Annotated in this window: 12 protein-coding genes; 7 read left to right on the plus strand and 5 right to left on the minus strand. The window is 37.3% G+C overall.

Annotated features, from left to right (window positions below; translation table 11 throughout):
• Positions 1–29: 29 nt before the first annotated feature.
• Positions 30–398 (minus strand): hypothetical protein, encoded by a 369-nt coding sequence (locus tag QUD79_RS13885; RefSeq protein WP_184420971.1) that lies wholly within the window; start codon positions 396–398, stop codon positions 30–32.
• Positions 399–824: 426 nt separating this feature from the next.
• Between QUD79_RS13885 and QUD79_RS13890 the strand changes: the two genes are divergently transcribed.
• The 7 genes from QUD79_RS13890 to QUD79_RS13920 all read left to right on the plus strand — a co-directional run bounded on the left by QUD79_RS13890 (position 825) and on the right by QUD79_RS13920 (position 8,521).
• Positions 825–3,233 (plus strand): penicillin acylase family protein, encoded by a 2,409-nt coding sequence (locus QUD79_RS13890; protein ID WP_184420968.1) that lies wholly within the window; start codon positions 825–827, stop codon positions 3,231–3,233.
• Positions 3,234–3,242: 9 nt separating this feature from the next.
• The gene (locus tag QUD79_RS13895) at positions 3,243–3,632 is read left to right on the plus strand and encodes an MAPEG family protein (protein WP_184420966.1); all 390 of its coding nucleotides are present in this window, start codon (positions 3,243–3,245) and stop codon (positions 3,630–3,632) included.
• Positions 3,633–3,905: 273 nt separating this feature from the next.
• Positions 3,906–5,087 carry a prephenate dehydratase gene (gene pheA, locus QUD79_RS13900; RefSeq protein ID WP_184420964.1) on the plus strand — a complete coding sequence of 394 codons (1,182 nt, stop codon included), beginning with the start codon at positions 3,906–3,908 and terminating at the stop codon, positions 5,085–5,087.
• A gap of 96 nt (positions 5,088–5,183) precedes the next feature.
• The gene (locus tag QUD79_RS13905) at positions 5,184–5,960 is read left to right on the plus strand and encodes an AsmA family protein (RefSeq protein WP_184420962.1); all 777 of its coding nucleotides are present in this window, start codon (positions 5,184–5,186) and stop codon (positions 5,958–5,960) included.
• Positions 5,961–6,159: 199 nt separating this feature from the next.
• Positions 6,160–6,756 (plus strand): outer membrane beta-barrel protein, encoded by a 597-nt coding sequence (locus QUD79_RS13910; protein WP_184420960.1) that lies wholly within the window; start codon positions 6,160–6,162, stop codon positions 6,754–6,756.
• 65 nt (positions 6,757–6,821) lie between these two features.
• Positions 6,822–8,333 (plus strand): methyl-accepting chemotaxis protein, encoded by a 1,512-nt coding sequence (locus QUD79_RS13915; protein ID WP_184420958.1) that lies wholly within the window; start codon positions 6,822–6,824, stop codon positions 8,331–8,333.
• 26 nt (positions 8,334–8,359) lie between these two features.
• The gene (locus QUD79_RS13920) at positions 8,360–8,521 is read left to right on the plus strand and encodes a DUF3012 domain-containing protein (protein ID WP_184420956.1); all 162 of its coding nucleotides are present in this window, start codon (positions 8,360–8,362) and stop codon (positions 8,519–8,521) included.
• A gap of 360 nt (positions 8,522–8,881) precedes the next feature.
• Here the strand turns inward: QUD79_RS13920 and QUD79_RS13925 are convergent, their stop codons facing one another.
• From QUD79_RS13925 to acs, 4 genes are all read right to left on the minus strand, one after another.
• Positions 8,882–9,376, minus strand: coding sequence for a TlpA family protein disulfide reductase (locus tag QUD79_RS13925; RefSeq protein WP_184420953.1), 495 nt, complete (start codon positions 9,374–9,376; stop codon positions 8,882–8,884).
• A 73-nt stretch (positions 9,377–9,449) separates the two neighbouring features.
• The gene (tyrA, locus tag QUD79_RS13930) at positions 9,450–10,589 is read right to left on the minus strand and encodes a bifunctional chorismate mutase/prephenate dehydrogenase (protein WP_184420951.1); all 1,140 of its coding nucleotides are present in this window, start codon (positions 10,587–10,589) and stop codon (positions 9,450–9,452) included.
• A 28-nt stretch (positions 10,590–10,617) separates the two neighbouring features.
• Positions 10,618–11,721 carry a 3-deoxy-7-phosphoheptulonate synthase gene (locus tag QUD79_RS13935; RefSeq protein WP_184420949.1) on the minus strand — a complete coding sequence of 368 codons (1,104 nt, stop codon included), beginning with the start codon at positions 11,719–11,721 and terminating at the stop codon, positions 10,618–10,620.
• A gap of 491 nt (positions 11,722–12,212) precedes the next feature.
• A complete protein-coding gene (gene acs, locus QUD79_RS13940; RefSeq protein WP_184420947.1) occupies positions 12,213–14,156 on the minus strand; it encodes an acetate--CoA ligase in 1,944 nt (647 codons plus the stop codon).
• Between the last annotated feature and the right edge of the window lie 189 nt (positions 14,157–14,345).

Consider the following 14,345-nt stretch of genomic DNA (forward strand, 5'->3'; position numbering starts at 1 on the left):
TTCTAACTGCCATTTGAAAAGCAAGCAGATTATTTTACTAAGCGAATTGTCTGCTGAGTTTCAACTTTTTCTTCAGGTGCTTCAAAGTCTTCGTAAGAATCTAACTTATCAATGTGTGCATCTTTAACTGAAGATTCACCGTTATGATAACGATGATAAGAAAAACCTTTTAATCCTAATTGTTTTGAAAACTTAAGAAAGGTTAAAAAGTCTTCTTTACTTATTCCTTCGTCTTCTTTTGTTAGTAAGCCGTCAACATACATATTTTCGCCGTTGATATTACAATTAGCAATTGCAGAATATGGTTTACCGTATTCATCTACTTTTAACGCCCTAACCATTTTTAATTCAAATATCCAATTATCGATTTGAACATAACGAGGTGTTGTATCACTCATAATTTTTATAATCCGCGGAGTACCATTCTAAACTATCGGTCTTGGCACTTATTTATTTTCACAATAGCTTTTCCTTCAACTATGCACTGAATTGTTATATTTATATCAAAGGAAATTATTTCAAATAAGGCTAAAAATGAAAACAAATAATCTACTTATATTGAGCTATTTTTCTACATCGCAATATTTGAATTTTGATAAAAAGGTTCAAATATTGTTATTTTAAAATCTAACAATGACTTCAATTATTACACAAAAAGCCTTTTAAACCACCTATTAACTGCTTAATTTAACAACAATTCAACAAATATTAAACTTAGTGGCGCTTTTATTTCTCTCACCCCGCCTTCTAGTAACATTTTACTGATTGTTTCAACAGCAAAACTAGGCTAATCTTCAAAGATATTTTACAACAAAAACAGATAGATGATGTCACTTAAACGAATAGCTCTTACCGTGCTTTTTATCACTAGCCTTATTGTTGCTATCATTACTACTTGGATTTACAGTCAATTAGACGGTTCCCTGCCATTACTTGAAGGTAAAACAAACGTTTATGGGCTAAAAGCAGACGTTAATATTGCTAGAGACGCACAAGGCATTGCAACAATTACAGCTAATAATAGAGAAGATCTTGCTACTGCGACCGGCTTCATCCATGCACAAGAACGTTTTTTTCAAATGGATTTACTTAGAAAAAACTCCGCTGGAGAATTATCAAGTTTATTCGGCGATATGACACTAGCTTACGACAAGTCTAATCGCTTACATAATTTTAGAAAACGCGCTATTGATATTATTAATCACCTACCCAACGAGCAACTCTCATTATTAAAAGCCTATGCTAAAGGCGTAAATTCAGGGTTAGATGCACTTAAATCTCCTCCTTTTGAGTATTTGTTATTACAACAAACGCCAGCGCAGTGGCGGGAAGAGGATTCAGTACTAGTTATTATGAGTATGTATCTCGACTTGCAAGAGGCTAAAGGCAAGCGCGAACAAAGCTTAGCTACCTTATATCAATCATTAGGTAGCGAAGTGTTTTCATTTTTAACCCCCAAAGGTAGCCAGTGGGATGCCACTATCGATAATACTGATAATAGCAATGATTTTTCTCCGAACAAATTACCTAAGTCACCATGGCCAAATGTAACCTCAACGTCAAACAATGCTAATTCAACGTATAACTCAACCACTTTAGCCGACTACCAAACAGAACAAATGCCAGGCTCTAACAATTGGGCAGTAGCAGGTAATATTAGCCAAACAGGCAGTGCTATTGTTGCCAACGATATGCATTTAGGCCTAAGTGTGCCTAACACTTGGTTTAGAGCATCATTTAGTTACCCCTATAAGGATAAGCAAATTAACATTACTGGACTAACACTACCTGGAACACCGCTAATGGTTACGGGAAGTAATGGGCATATTGCTTGGGGGTTTACCAATAGCTATGGTGACTGGAGCGATGTTATTGCGCTTGAAACAAATGCGGATAAAAGCAAATATTTAACACCAGAAGGCTATAAAGCGTTTACCTATCAACGTCACATGATCGCTGTTAAAGGCAAAGAACCTACTAAATTTATTTCAAAAGAAACTATTTGGGGGCCTGTTATTAGTGCAAAGGACGCTGATAACTTACTTGCTTATCGCTGGGTAGCTCACGACCGTCAAGCCGTTAACTTTTACGCACAAGCTTTAGAATATACCCATACAGCAGAACACGCATTAGAAGTTGCTGCTAAGTCAGGAATTCCTCAGCAAAATTTTGTTGTTGGTGATAGTGCGGGCAATATTGGCTGGACGATTATGGGCGCTATTCCTAAAAAGTCCACTGACTTTGGTGACTTACCACATTCATGGGCCAATGGTGATTACTCTTGGCAAGGATATCTGTTACCACAGGCATACCCTAAGGTATTAAACCCAAGCACTGATCGTTTGTGGACCGCTAATTCACGTGTAGTTGGCGGGAAAATGTATGAAGTAATTGGCAACGGTGGTTATGCACTGGGTGCGCGTAGTCACCAAATAAAACAACGACTTTTTGAAAAACAACGCTTTAATGAAGAAGATTTACTTGCTATTGCATTAGACGATGACGCTTTGTTTTTAAAGCGCTGGCGTAACTTTATTTTGGCAACAGTACTAACAGATGAAACACTAGAAAAGTTCCCCAACCTGACACTAGCAAAAAACATCATTGAATCGGAGAGTACGCTAAAAGCTTCTGTCGATTCAGTTGCCTACCGTATCGTGCGAAACTTTCGAATAACACTGAGAAATAAATTATTTAGCGAATTAAATGATACACTTTCTTCAACAACAGAAAGCTTTGACTTCTCAGTGCTAGCACATCAAATTGAAACGCCTTTGTGGCAATTAATTACCCAAAAACCAACTAACTATACCGCGTTACCTGCAAGTAATTGGCAACAGCTCTTTGTTGATTCATTTAAAGAAGTAATCAATAAAATGACTGAAAACCAATCGTTAGATGAAGCAACCTGGGGCCAACAAAATGTTAGTAACATTACTCACCCATTAAGTAATGGCGTACCTTTAATTGGTTATTGGTTAGATATGCCAGAAGTGGCATTACCTGGCGATAGTTATATGCCAAGAGTACAAGGCCGTGCGTTTGGTGCATCACAACGCATGGTTGTATCTCCAGGACATGAGTCTTCGGGGATAATGCAAATGCCAACAAGTCAATCGAGTCATCCATGGAGTCCTTTTTACAAAAAAGGACATAGCGACTGGCAAAAAGGGACAGCTTCACCTTTTTTACCGGGTAAAACTCAATACAACTTAACATTAGTAAGTTACTAAGGAAAAACTATGTCAATATTAATTTGGTGCTTGTTTATTACAATATTACTGCCAATTCTCAGTAAAGGGCCGGTTGCTTATGCGCAAAATAAATTAGGGAGATATGACAACAATAACCCTAGAGCTCAACAAGCAACACTCACAGGTTTTGGCGCAAGAGCTTTAGCTGCACATCAAAACGCTTTTGAGTCGTTAATTCTGTTTGCACCAGCACTGTTACTTGCAATAGCAACCAATAATACCGGTAGCCTGATAGAACAACTTGCTATAACTCATGTTATTGCGCGCTTGTGCTATCACATTTTATACCTACTTAACTGGGGAACTTTGCGTTCACTAGTGTGGTTTATCGGCTTTGGCACCACGCTGGCTATAGTTATACAATGTTTACCTATTTAAAGCTTAAGTAAACTTCGGCTTAATAGTTAATAGTTAATAGCTAATTTCTACTTAAGTTATTTAGATTATAGATAAATAAACACTTGAACTAAACCAAGACCCTAGATAGAGTAAGGTAATGAACGACAGAATATTTACTTTTCTCTTTACTCTCTTCTTTTTTCCTTAGTTTACTAAGGGAGAGTTTCTTGTCGAATAAATTTTTTAAAGACGAAACCTCCAATTGGAGGTTTTTTTATGTTGTGTAGCAAGTGATAAAGTAGGAATATAAACGTGAACGAAGAACTAGACTTAACTAAAATACGAGAAAAAATAACCCAGTTAGATCAAAACTTATTAAGTTTATTTGCACAACGTCGTTCGCTCACCCTCAATGTTGCTAAAAGTAAGGCACATCAAGTTCGACCAGTAAGAGATCAACAACGTGAACAAGAACTGCTTATTCGCCTTATAAAACAAGGTAAAACATTAGGTTTAGATGCACATTACGTTACCAGTATTTTTCAGACAATTATTGAAGACTCTGTGTTAAATCAACAAGCATACTTACAAACACTTGCTAATCCTAATATTGAAATGCCAACAGTAAGCGTTGCTTTTTTAGGTGACAAAGGTTCCTATAGCTACCTTGCAAGCCATCGTTATTTTTCACGAAGAGCTGAAAAAATCATTGAATTTGGATGTCAAAGTTTTGCAGAAATAATGACACAAGTTGAGTCTGGCCACGTTGACTATGGCATGTTACCAATTGAAAACACTAGTTCTGGCAGTATTAACGAAGTTTATGATGTATTACAGCACACCAACCTTTCCATTGTTGGCGAAATTACACAGCCTATTGAACACTGCCTGTTAACCGCAGTAAATACCCGTTTAGATAAGATAAAAACGATATACGCGCATGGGCAACCATTTACCCAATGTAGTAATTTCTTAGATAAACAACACAATATTCGTATTGAATATTGTGAAAGCACTGCCGATGCAATGGCACAAGCTTATGAACTACAAAGCGATGAAGTTGCTGTAATTGGCAGTGAAGAAGGCGGAAAACTATACAAATTACACGCCTTGGAAAAATCAATAGCAAACCAAAGTGAAAACCATAGCCGTTTTATTTTAGTTGCCAGAAAAGCTATTGACGTAGCTGAGCAAATACCTGCAAAAACAGCTATTGTGTTAGCAACTGGTCAAAAGCCTGGGGCGTTAGTGGAATGCTTAATAGTACTTAAAGATAAAGGCATAAATATGTGTAAGTTAGAGTCTCGCCCTATTCAAGGAAGACCTTGGGAAGAAATGTTTTATATTGATGTTGAAGCCAACATTAAAAGCATTGCTTTACAAGAAGCTATCGCAGAAATTACACCACAAACTAACTTTATCAAAGTGTTAGGCTGCTACCCAATCGAGCATATTAATCCAACAAGCGTTCCTAGTAGTGCTTTCAACACTTAAATATAAGGTTTTCTCATGCCTGATAAAGCAAAATCATTAAAATCAGGCTAAGATAACCTTATTATTCATTCACTCGTTAACTTAGGTTTTTTAAATATGAAGATTCTCGCTACATTTTTAGTTGTTGTACTTATCCTATTAGGCGGTTCACTATGGTTTTTAGCTAACGGCTCACTCAACGACTTTGTTAAAACACAAATTGAAAGTGTGGGTTTAAATATTACAGAGCAACAAGTAAAAGTAAGCTCCGTAGATATAGCATTAACAGAAGGTTCGGGCACAATTAAAGGTTTAAAAATCCCTAACCCATCAGGATACGACTATCCTAATGCGTTTACCTTAGCGGAAACCACACTTGATATAAACCTATCAAGTCTCACTAAAACCCCTATCGTTATAGATGCTGTTATTATTAAAGCACCACAAGCGTTTGTACAACTAAAAGAAAATGGCGACTCGAATATTCAAGATCTGTTAGATATTATTAATAAGAATATTGGCACAAGCACTCAAAAAGATAAAACAGCTTCAACAGGAGCTGAGCCTAAGATATCGGTGTCTAAAGTTATTCTCGAAAATACAAACCTCACCGTTGACTTAACGGCTTTTGGCAATAAAGCACATCAAGTTACCTTACCTAATATTAATCTAACAAATATTGGTGGTCCAGAAGGCCTTCCAGCAAGTGAACTTGGCTCTGACATTGTAAAAGAAGCCTTATCAATGATCTGGAAAGAAGCTAAAAAAGAGCAAAAAAACATTCTTAAAGATAAATTAAAAGACAAGTTAACAGAAAAGCTCAACGACGAAGAATTACAAAACAAAGTTAAAGACAAAGCTAAAAAAGAATTAGGTAAGTTATTTGGTAATTAAACTTGATAAGTAAAAGAATAATCATCATCAGTGATGTGCATTACTGATGGTGGTTAACCTACTTATTAAAGTTCGTATGTTAATGCTTCCAACAATACTGTGATAGATCATTAAACCCTAATAAAAGTATTTTTTAGCTTGAAAACATCACTAACCATAGTAATCTAGACTGCTAAAATCAGTAAAAGGATACCAAAACATGCCCAAGCAACACCTTCTTTCGGCATTTATTATTTGTTTAAGCTTACTAAGTGCAAAATCATCAGCAACTGATTTTGAAATAACCCCATTGATAGGGCAAATGAGTAGCTCTGATCTAGAACAAAATACCGGTAATAATTCGCTATCGCTTTCAAGTGGCACAAATATAGGCTTAGGTATTGCGTGGCAAGATACGCCGACAGGTCAAGGGCAAGTATTAATCAACTTTGTTAATCACGACTTTACTAGTGATGTTAACCAAGAAAAACAATCACTTGATATACTATACACCCACTTTAATGGTATTGCTCAGTTTCGCCAGCAAAACTACCTTACTACCTTGTCTATAGGTTTAGGGGGGGCGTACTTCAAAAGTGATTACGACGAAGAATTATATGGCTCAGCCACCATTGCCATCGGTACCCAATATAAAATTAATGATAACTTTTCTTTTGTTACCGAGCTTAGAGGCTATGCGACATTAGTTGATCCTGACGACACTTTATTTTGTCAAGCTGAGCAATGTCATGCCAAATTTGAAAGCAGTGTATTTATGGAAGCTAATATTTCTGTGGGTATTTCATACAAGTTTTAAACCTAATTCACTAATTTAGCTTAAAGGTTTAAGCACTAGTTAATTTAAGAAGAGTGTTCTAAAGCATGTCAACTGTACAATATATTTACGTAACAGACACCACTGGCCAGTATACTTATGTTAATGATAATTTTTGTCAGCTAACACAATACAATGAGAGTGAGCTACTCAGCATGCGCAGTAGTTCGCTAACTCATAACGATATGCCAACTTACGTACTTAAAGAGTTACAAGAAACGCTAAATAAAGGCTATTCTTGGCAAGGATTGTTACGAATTACTGACACGACAGGTGCCAGTCAGTGGCTTGATGCCTTTATCACCCCTCAGTACCAACAGGGTAAAATAATTGGTTACCAAACCATCTGCCAATTAGCTACTGAACCTCGAATAAAACAAGCACAAAAAATTTACCAAGGCCTGAATGACAATAACTCGTGGACCACATTTGAGCTAACCAAAAATCATAAATTTATCTTTTTAGTGCTACTGACGCTCGTTTCACAAAGTATTATTTTTTATAAACTTGGCATCGTTGCTTCCATTATTGCAGCACTTAGCGCAATGGCCCCCATACTAATCTTTTGGCAAGACATAATTCCTACGGCTATTAGGGCACAACAATTACAAAAAGTGTACGATTCTATCTCTCGAAAAGTATACTTTGGTACTGGTACTGCAAGTGTTTTCGACTTTAACTTCTCAATGATCAAAACCAAACTTAAAGCCATTTTAGAACGCACTTTAGATGCCGCTACACCAATAAAAAGTGTGCTAGCAAAAGTATTATCAGGCATTGAGCTTACTCGTAATAATTTACACCAACAAAAAGACAAAGTTGAGTTACTAGGTCATGCAATGGAACAGATGCAAGCCTCCACGTCTGAAATTGCAAACAGTACAGTTTCTGTTGCACATGAATTAGACGACACCTATCAACAGTGTGAGCTTGCCAAAAGTGGCATAATTGATACAACCAGTAAAATTAAACACTTAGCCCTTGCTGTAGAAAGTGCTTCAGCCTCCGCTGGTAATTTAACCGACTCTGCCAACAGTGTTGGCGAATTGATGGAAGACATTCAATCAATTGCTGATCAAACAAACTTACTTGCTTTAAATGCCGCAATAGAAGCGGCTCGCGCTGGTGAACAGGGCCGAGGGTTTGCCGTTGTTGCTGATGAAGTAAGGAGCTTATCTTCACGTACTCAAGATTCTGCTAAGCAAATTCATGAACGACTCTCACTAATGTTAGCCACTATTGAAGACTGGGTTAGTTTGATGAAAAAAAATAAAGAAGAAGCAGAGCTCTGTGTCGCCACTGCTGACTCGTCAAATATAAAAATAGCCCAAGTGGTCGAACAATTAGAAAAAGTGAACAGTGCAGCTAATCAAATAGCAAGCTCTGCAGAGGAGCAAAGTGTCATCTCTGATGAAATGAACAATCATATTTTAGCTGTTAAACAAACTATCGAACAAACATGGTCACAAACAGATATTGTTGCAGAGCAAATGGCAACCTTAGAACACTCTGTTGACGAAATAGCCAATGTTGCTAGTACCTTTATTCCACATAAATAATACCTAGCCATTAAATGGAGTTAAAAATGAAAAAACTTATCCTACTACTTTTATGTTGTTTCACCATTGTTGCATGCGCTCCAGAAGTTGGCACTAAAGCATGGTGTGAGCAATTAAAAGAGAAACCAAAGGGTGATTGGACAGCTACAGAAGCAAAAGACTACGCTAAACATTGTTTGTTTAAGTGATTGAGTAAAGTTTTTTGTTATCAACTTTATTTTTTGCTAAATAACCTGAGCTCGGGATAATGGATGCGCGCAAAAAAAAGAAAAAGTAATGTTTTACAATGCTTTAAATTATTTTTTTTCACAAGTTCTATGTGCACTTTTACTACCAATGCTAAAAGTTTTGTGTGGTTCAAGGCTGATTTGTGTACCTAATAGCCGGCTATTAGTAGCAAATTAACGGTTTTTTTAGTTCCAGACAAAAACCAAGTACCTACGTCCATGCAGGCAACGCAGATACGCATAAAAATCGTAGCTTTGGTGTACTTAGCTTATCCCGAATTCAGGTTAAATATTTAGTATTAATACAGCAATAAAAAACGGCTAGCTTGCCGTTTTAATTAAATTATCAATATCGGTCACTAAACTACCGGTTGGTCGCTCTACAATTCGCCCTAATTCTTTATTATTTAAGTAAACAATAAATGTTGGTGTAAACTTAATTTCGGCTTGTAAGGCTCGTCCTAGCGGCTCAGATTTTAGGTAGTCTAAACCGATTAAGTTCACTTTTACTTGTTTATTTACCGCTTTAAGTAATCGCGGAACTTCACGAACGCTGTCATGACACCAACTGCCAAAAAACACATCTATCGTTACTGTATTTGGCCAAGCGGCTACTTGTTTCATTTCAGCTTCAGATACACTAAACGCTTCAAACTCTTGGCTAAAGTCTGTGTAAGTGGATAATAATTGTTCTGAGTTAATATTACCAATAGCCATTGTTGGCTTATTGGCACTTTGCTTTTCAACACTGGCAAAGCTATTAGTAGTAAAACTCAAGGCGATAAGAAATACTTTTATCCGATTGTTTAAGAACATAATTAACCCATTTCAGGCAAGTGAAATTTTATTGATTTTACAAGAAATCTAACGCTAGCAAAAGCGGTAATATTTAATCTCTTTTAAGCTCGGTAGCTTTTAACAACATGCCCTTACTTTCTTGCAAAAATAACTCGGCATAGTCGCCAAACCAATCAGCCACTTGATTAAACATAGTAACAAATGCTGCTTTGTCAGACATTTCTACATCTTCAAGCAACTCTAAAAAACGATAAGCAAAACGTTTCATCATTGCGACATTGTCTTTATCTGCAAAAATAATATCAGTGTAAAGTATTGGATCTTGTGCAAATAAACGGCCCACCATAATTAATTCTAATCGATAAATGGGTGAGCTCATTTCAACAAGCTGCGCAATATCAGCGCCTTCTGTCATTAAATGATACCCGTAGGCTATTGTTGAAAAATGTCGCATTACTTGCACCATAGACATTGCTTGGTCATGCGCTGTTGCATCAACTGAATACGTTTTGGCTCCCCATACTCTAAATTGTTCTAACAACCATTGATATTTATCAGCACCGCGCCCGTCACACACTATAATGGTTTGTTTAATGAGTCCTGATACATCAGGACCGAACATTGGATGCAAGCCTAATACTGGCCCGCTATGAATATTAAGCATTTCATATAAGGGTGACTCTTTAACACTAGTGATATCAGCTAAAATACACTCTTTCGGCAAATTGTTAAGTTTGTTAATAATTTGAGAGGTTAAGCGTATTGGCACAGCAACAATCACTAAACTCGCTTCATTTAGAATAGTATCGCTATTTTGCCAATCATCTTGCTCTAAAATTGCCACTTGGTAATTAGAACGCTGAAAAAGATCAACAAACACGTGCCCTAATTGACCTGCTCCCCCTACAACAACTACTTTGTTACAATCAGTATTTACACACCGATAGCCACTTGCGTCTTGGCTAACATATGAATCTCGCATTAATCGGCGTAAAACATCTTCAATTAAGTCGGGGCACAAGCCAACAGTTTTCGCTTGTTCCCTTCTTTTAGTTAATAGTTCGGTTTCACGTTCTGGTGCGAATATCGGCATACCAACTTTGGACTTTAGCTCACCGACCTTGGTAGTAACTATTCTTCGTTTAGCCAGTAGTTGTACCAACTGGCTGTCAATATCATCAATTTGCTCTCTCAAGGCTGAAAGCTTTTGTGCTACCTGCTTTGTATCCATATAGTGCTCTAAATTTTAATAAGTTAATTTAGCAGTTAATAATACGTTGCTTAAGTGCCGTTGCTAGTTTTTTACTTGCATTGTCGATCAAGGCTTCTGTTTCAGCAAAGTTAATACAAGCATCTGTTACTGACACACCATACTTTAATTCATTTCTTGGCAAATCTGCACTTTGATTACCTGCATTTAGATGACTTTCAAGCATAATGCCAATGATCGATTTATTACCACTGCATATTTGCTCAAAAACATTATCAGCCACAAGCGGTTGACGGCGGTAGTCTTTATTAGAGTTCCCATGCGAACAATCAACAACAATACCTGGTACTAACCCTTGTTTTGAAAGCGAGTCTTCACACAAAGTAACACTCTTGGCATCATAGTTTGGTTTCGAGCCTCCTCGAAGTATTACATGCCCATCAGGGTTACCAGATGTTTTTATTAGCGCAACTTGTCCTTTACGGTTAATACCCATAAAACGATGCGAAGACGCTGCAGACTGTAATGCATTTATTGCAACATCTAAGCTCCCATTTGTACCATTTTTGAAGCCAATCGGCATAGATAATCCGCTAGCCATTTCACGGTGTGTTTGTGACTCTGTTGTACGAGCTCCTATTGCAGACCAACTAAATAGCTCTGCTAAATATTGTGGGCTAATAGGGTCTAAAGCTTCAGTGGCTAATGGCAAGCCGAGCTCTGTTAAATAAAGCAATAACTCTCGTGCAATTTTTAAACCTGCCTCTACATCAAACGTTCCATCCATATGAGGATCATTGATAAGTCCCTTCCAGCCAACGGTGGTGCGTGGCTTTTCAAAATATACACGCATTACAATGTATAAACTGTCTTGGTATTTATCATGTAGTACTTTCAGCTTTTTAGCATATTCTTTTGCCGCATCTAAGTCATGCACAGAACAAGGACCTGCAATCACTAATAGTCTGTGATCTTTTTTATGAATAATATTAGAAATGACTTCACGTGCTGACTCAACAAAAGCTCTTCCTTTAGCGGGTAAAGGTAATGCTTCTCTTAGCTCATTTGGTGTAATTAACACCTCTTCAGCATTAACATGAATATCGTTTAACGTACTCTTATGAGCAGGTGATTGTGAGTGTTGTTGTGACATAATGTGTTCCAATTTTTACAGCGAGTTTTAATTAAATATAGATGAATAAAGCTAAAAGCGGGGCTTAGCTAAAGAAAGGATAATAAAAATAATATTGATAATTTTGCTTAAACATGAAGCTCTTCTTTTGTACACTTTTGTTTACTTACTTTGTAATGAATATCTTACACGCTATTTAGCTACTTGCAAAGTACTTAACCTCTGTTCGAGTTAGCGGGGTTGATAATCACCTGATTTTTATGACAATAAATTAATTAAAAATTATTATTTATGACTTTAACCCTTTTGATACAGCCTCTAGATGGAATTAAAGCGCTTATCAAAATGTTTTTACAAACCAATGTTTTGTTATTGAGGATAAAAAGAGCGCAGATACCGCTTAAATAACATTATTGAGTAAAGCAACTTAACCCAGACTGCGTGTGCTTAAGTTATAAAAATAAAAAGCGTCAAAAGACGCTTTTAAAGTTTACTTTATTAGGGCATGTAGCTTAACGATGAACTATCCTATTAGCGATTAAATTATCGACAACAGTCGGATCTGCCAAGGTAGAAGTGTCTCCTAATGTACCAAGATCATTTTCAGCAATTTTACGTAAAATACGACGCATTATTTTGCCTGAACGTGTTTTAGGTAAACCTGGCGCATACTGAATATAGTCAGGCTTTGCAAAGCGGCCAAGTTCATTAGCGACAAACTCTGTTAGCTCTTTAAGTAATGCGTCTGATTCAGTTGCATTCCCCATTAAGGTGACATAAGCATAAACACCTTGCCCTTTTATTTCATGCGGATAACCAACTACTGCAGCTTCAGCAATAGCAGGATGTAATACTAAGGCGCTTTCTATTTCAGCTGTTCCCAAACGGTGTCCAGACACATTTAACACATCATCTACACGTCCTGTAATCCAATAAAAGCCATCTTCATCTCTACGTGCACCATCACCAGTAAAGTAATTACCAGGGTATTGGCTCAAATAAGTTTCATAAAAGCGCTCATGATTACCATATACACTTCTTAGTTGCCCTGGCCAGCTGCCAGTCATTACGAGTAACCCTTCGCATTCACCTTCTAGTGTATTGCCGTCTTTATCAAATATAGCCGGCTTAACACCAAAAAATGGTTTACCAGCAGCACCTGGTTTCATATCCACAGCACCTGGTAACGACGTAATTAAAATGCCGCCAGTTTCTGTTTGCCACCACGTATCAACAATTGGGCATTTTGATTTACCCACCACTTCGTAATACCAATGCCACGCTTCTGGGTTGATTGGTTCACCAACGGTGCCTAAAAGGCGTAAAGATGACAGTTTAGATTTGGTTACAAATTCATCACCTACACTCATAAGTGCGCGAATAGCTGTTGGCGCAGTATAAAATACGTTAACTTTATGCTTATCGCAGACTTGCCAAAAACGTCCGGCATCTGGGTAAGTAGGTACGCCTTCAAAGACGAGTGTCGTTGCCCCATTAGCTAATGGACCGTAAAAGATATAAGAGTGACCTGTGATCCAACCAGCATCAGCGGTACACCAATAGATTTCACCCTCTTTATAATCAAATACATATTTATGGGTCATTGCGGCATAAAGTAAATAACCACCACAGGTATGTAATACACCTTTAGGTGTACCAGTAGAGCCAGATGTATACAGGATAAATAGTGGGTCTTCAGCGTCCATTATTTCGGGTTCACACACAGCGGGTAAATTAGCGACCGACTCTTGATATTTAATATCAATCTTATCATTCCAAGCCACATCGCCGCCTGTACGCTCAACAACAATTACCGTGTGTACATTGTCGCAGTCTGCTACAGCAGCATCAACATTCGCTTTTAGCGGAATCACACGCCCGCCTCTTAAGCTTTCATCTGAGGTGATAACAACTTGGCAATCAGCATCTATCACACGAGAACGAATTGCTTCAGTAGAAAAACCGCCAAACACAACAGAATGAACAGCACCAATTCGAGCACAAGCGAGCATTGCATAACCAATTTCAACGATCATTGGCATATAAATACAAACGCGATCACCTTTTTTTACACCCCTCGCTCTTAACAAGTTAGCAAAGCGACAAACATTATCATGTAGTTCTTGATAAGTGACTTTCTTATCGTCATTAGGATCATCTCCTTCCCATATTATTGCTACATCATTTGCTTTTGTCGGTAAGTGACGGTCAATACAGTTATAGCTAACATTTAATTTTCCGCCGGAAAACCATTTTATGTCTGCATTTTTTAAATCACCTTCGCTTACTGCGTCCCATGGCTGATACCAATCAAGAAATTTATCGGCTTGTTCGGCCCAAAAAGCATCTGGCTGCTCAATAGATTGCTTATACATAGTTTCATAGGTTTCGGCATCAATATGAGTGTGAGCTTTTGATTGTGCTAACACCGGATAACAACTTTTTAGTTCTCTCATGTGAAGTCCTTCAATTTCAACTTGTTATAATCTGTAATTATTTATAATGGTTAAAACAATATATGCTTAAAGCATGAGATTGCTAAAACTCATTCAATTGGTTATGCCAATATCATATAGCAACTAAAATCATTCGCCTACTCAACTAAAGTCGAATAGCATTGCATTATTGGGTATGAGATCGCTTAA

It is taken from the genome of Thalassotalea piscium (assembly GCF_030295935.1).
Classification (GTDB): Bacteria; Pseudomonadota; Gammaproteobacteria; order Enterobacterales; family Alteromonadaceae; genus Thalassotalea_B; species Thalassotalea_B piscium.

Bases quoted from the DNA above. Each gene is read 5' to 3' on its own strand.
- QUD79_RS13885 (WP_184420971.1), bottom strand. From the start codon at position 398: ATGAGTGATACAACACCTCGTTATGTTCAAATCGATAATTGGATATTT.
- QUD79_RS13890 (WP_184420968.1), top strand. From the start codon at position 825: ATGATGTCACTTAAACGAATAGCTCTTACCGTGCTTTTTATCACTAGC.
- QUD79_RS13895 (WP_184420966.1), top strand. From the start codon at position 3,243: ATGTCAATATTAATTTGGTGCTTGTTTATTACAATATTACTGCCAATT.
- QUD79_RS13905 (WP_184420962.1), top strand. From the start codon at position 5,184: ATGAAGATTCTCGCTACATTTTTAGTTGTTGTACTTATCCTATTAGGC.
- QUD79_RS13910 (WP_184420960.1), top strand. From the start codon at position 6,160: ATGCCCAAGCAACACCTTCTTTCGGCATTTATTATTTGTTTAAGCTTA.
- QUD79_RS13915 (WP_184420958.1), top strand. From the start codon at position 6,822: ATGTCAACTGTACAATATATTTACGTAACAGACACCACTGGCCAGTAT.
- QUD79_RS13920 (WP_184420956.1), top strand. From the start codon at position 8,360: ATGAAAAAACTTATCCTACTACTTTTATGTTGTTTCACCATTGTTGCA.
- QUD79_RS13925 (WP_184420953.1), bottom strand. From the start codon at position 9,376: ATGTTCTTAAACAATCGGATAAAAGTATTTCTTATCGCCTTGAGTTTT.
- tyrA (WP_184420951.1), bottom strand. From the start codon at position 10,589: ATGGATACAAAGCAGGTAGCACAAAAGCTTTCAGCCTTGAGAGAGCAA.
- QUD79_RS13935 (WP_184420949.1), bottom strand. From the start codon at position 11,721: ATGTCACAACAACACTCACAATCACCTGCTCATAAGAGTACGTTAAAC.
- acs (WP_184420947.1), bottom strand. From the start codon at position 14,156: ATGAGAGAACTAAAAAGTTGTTATCCGGTGTTAGCACAATCAAAAGCT.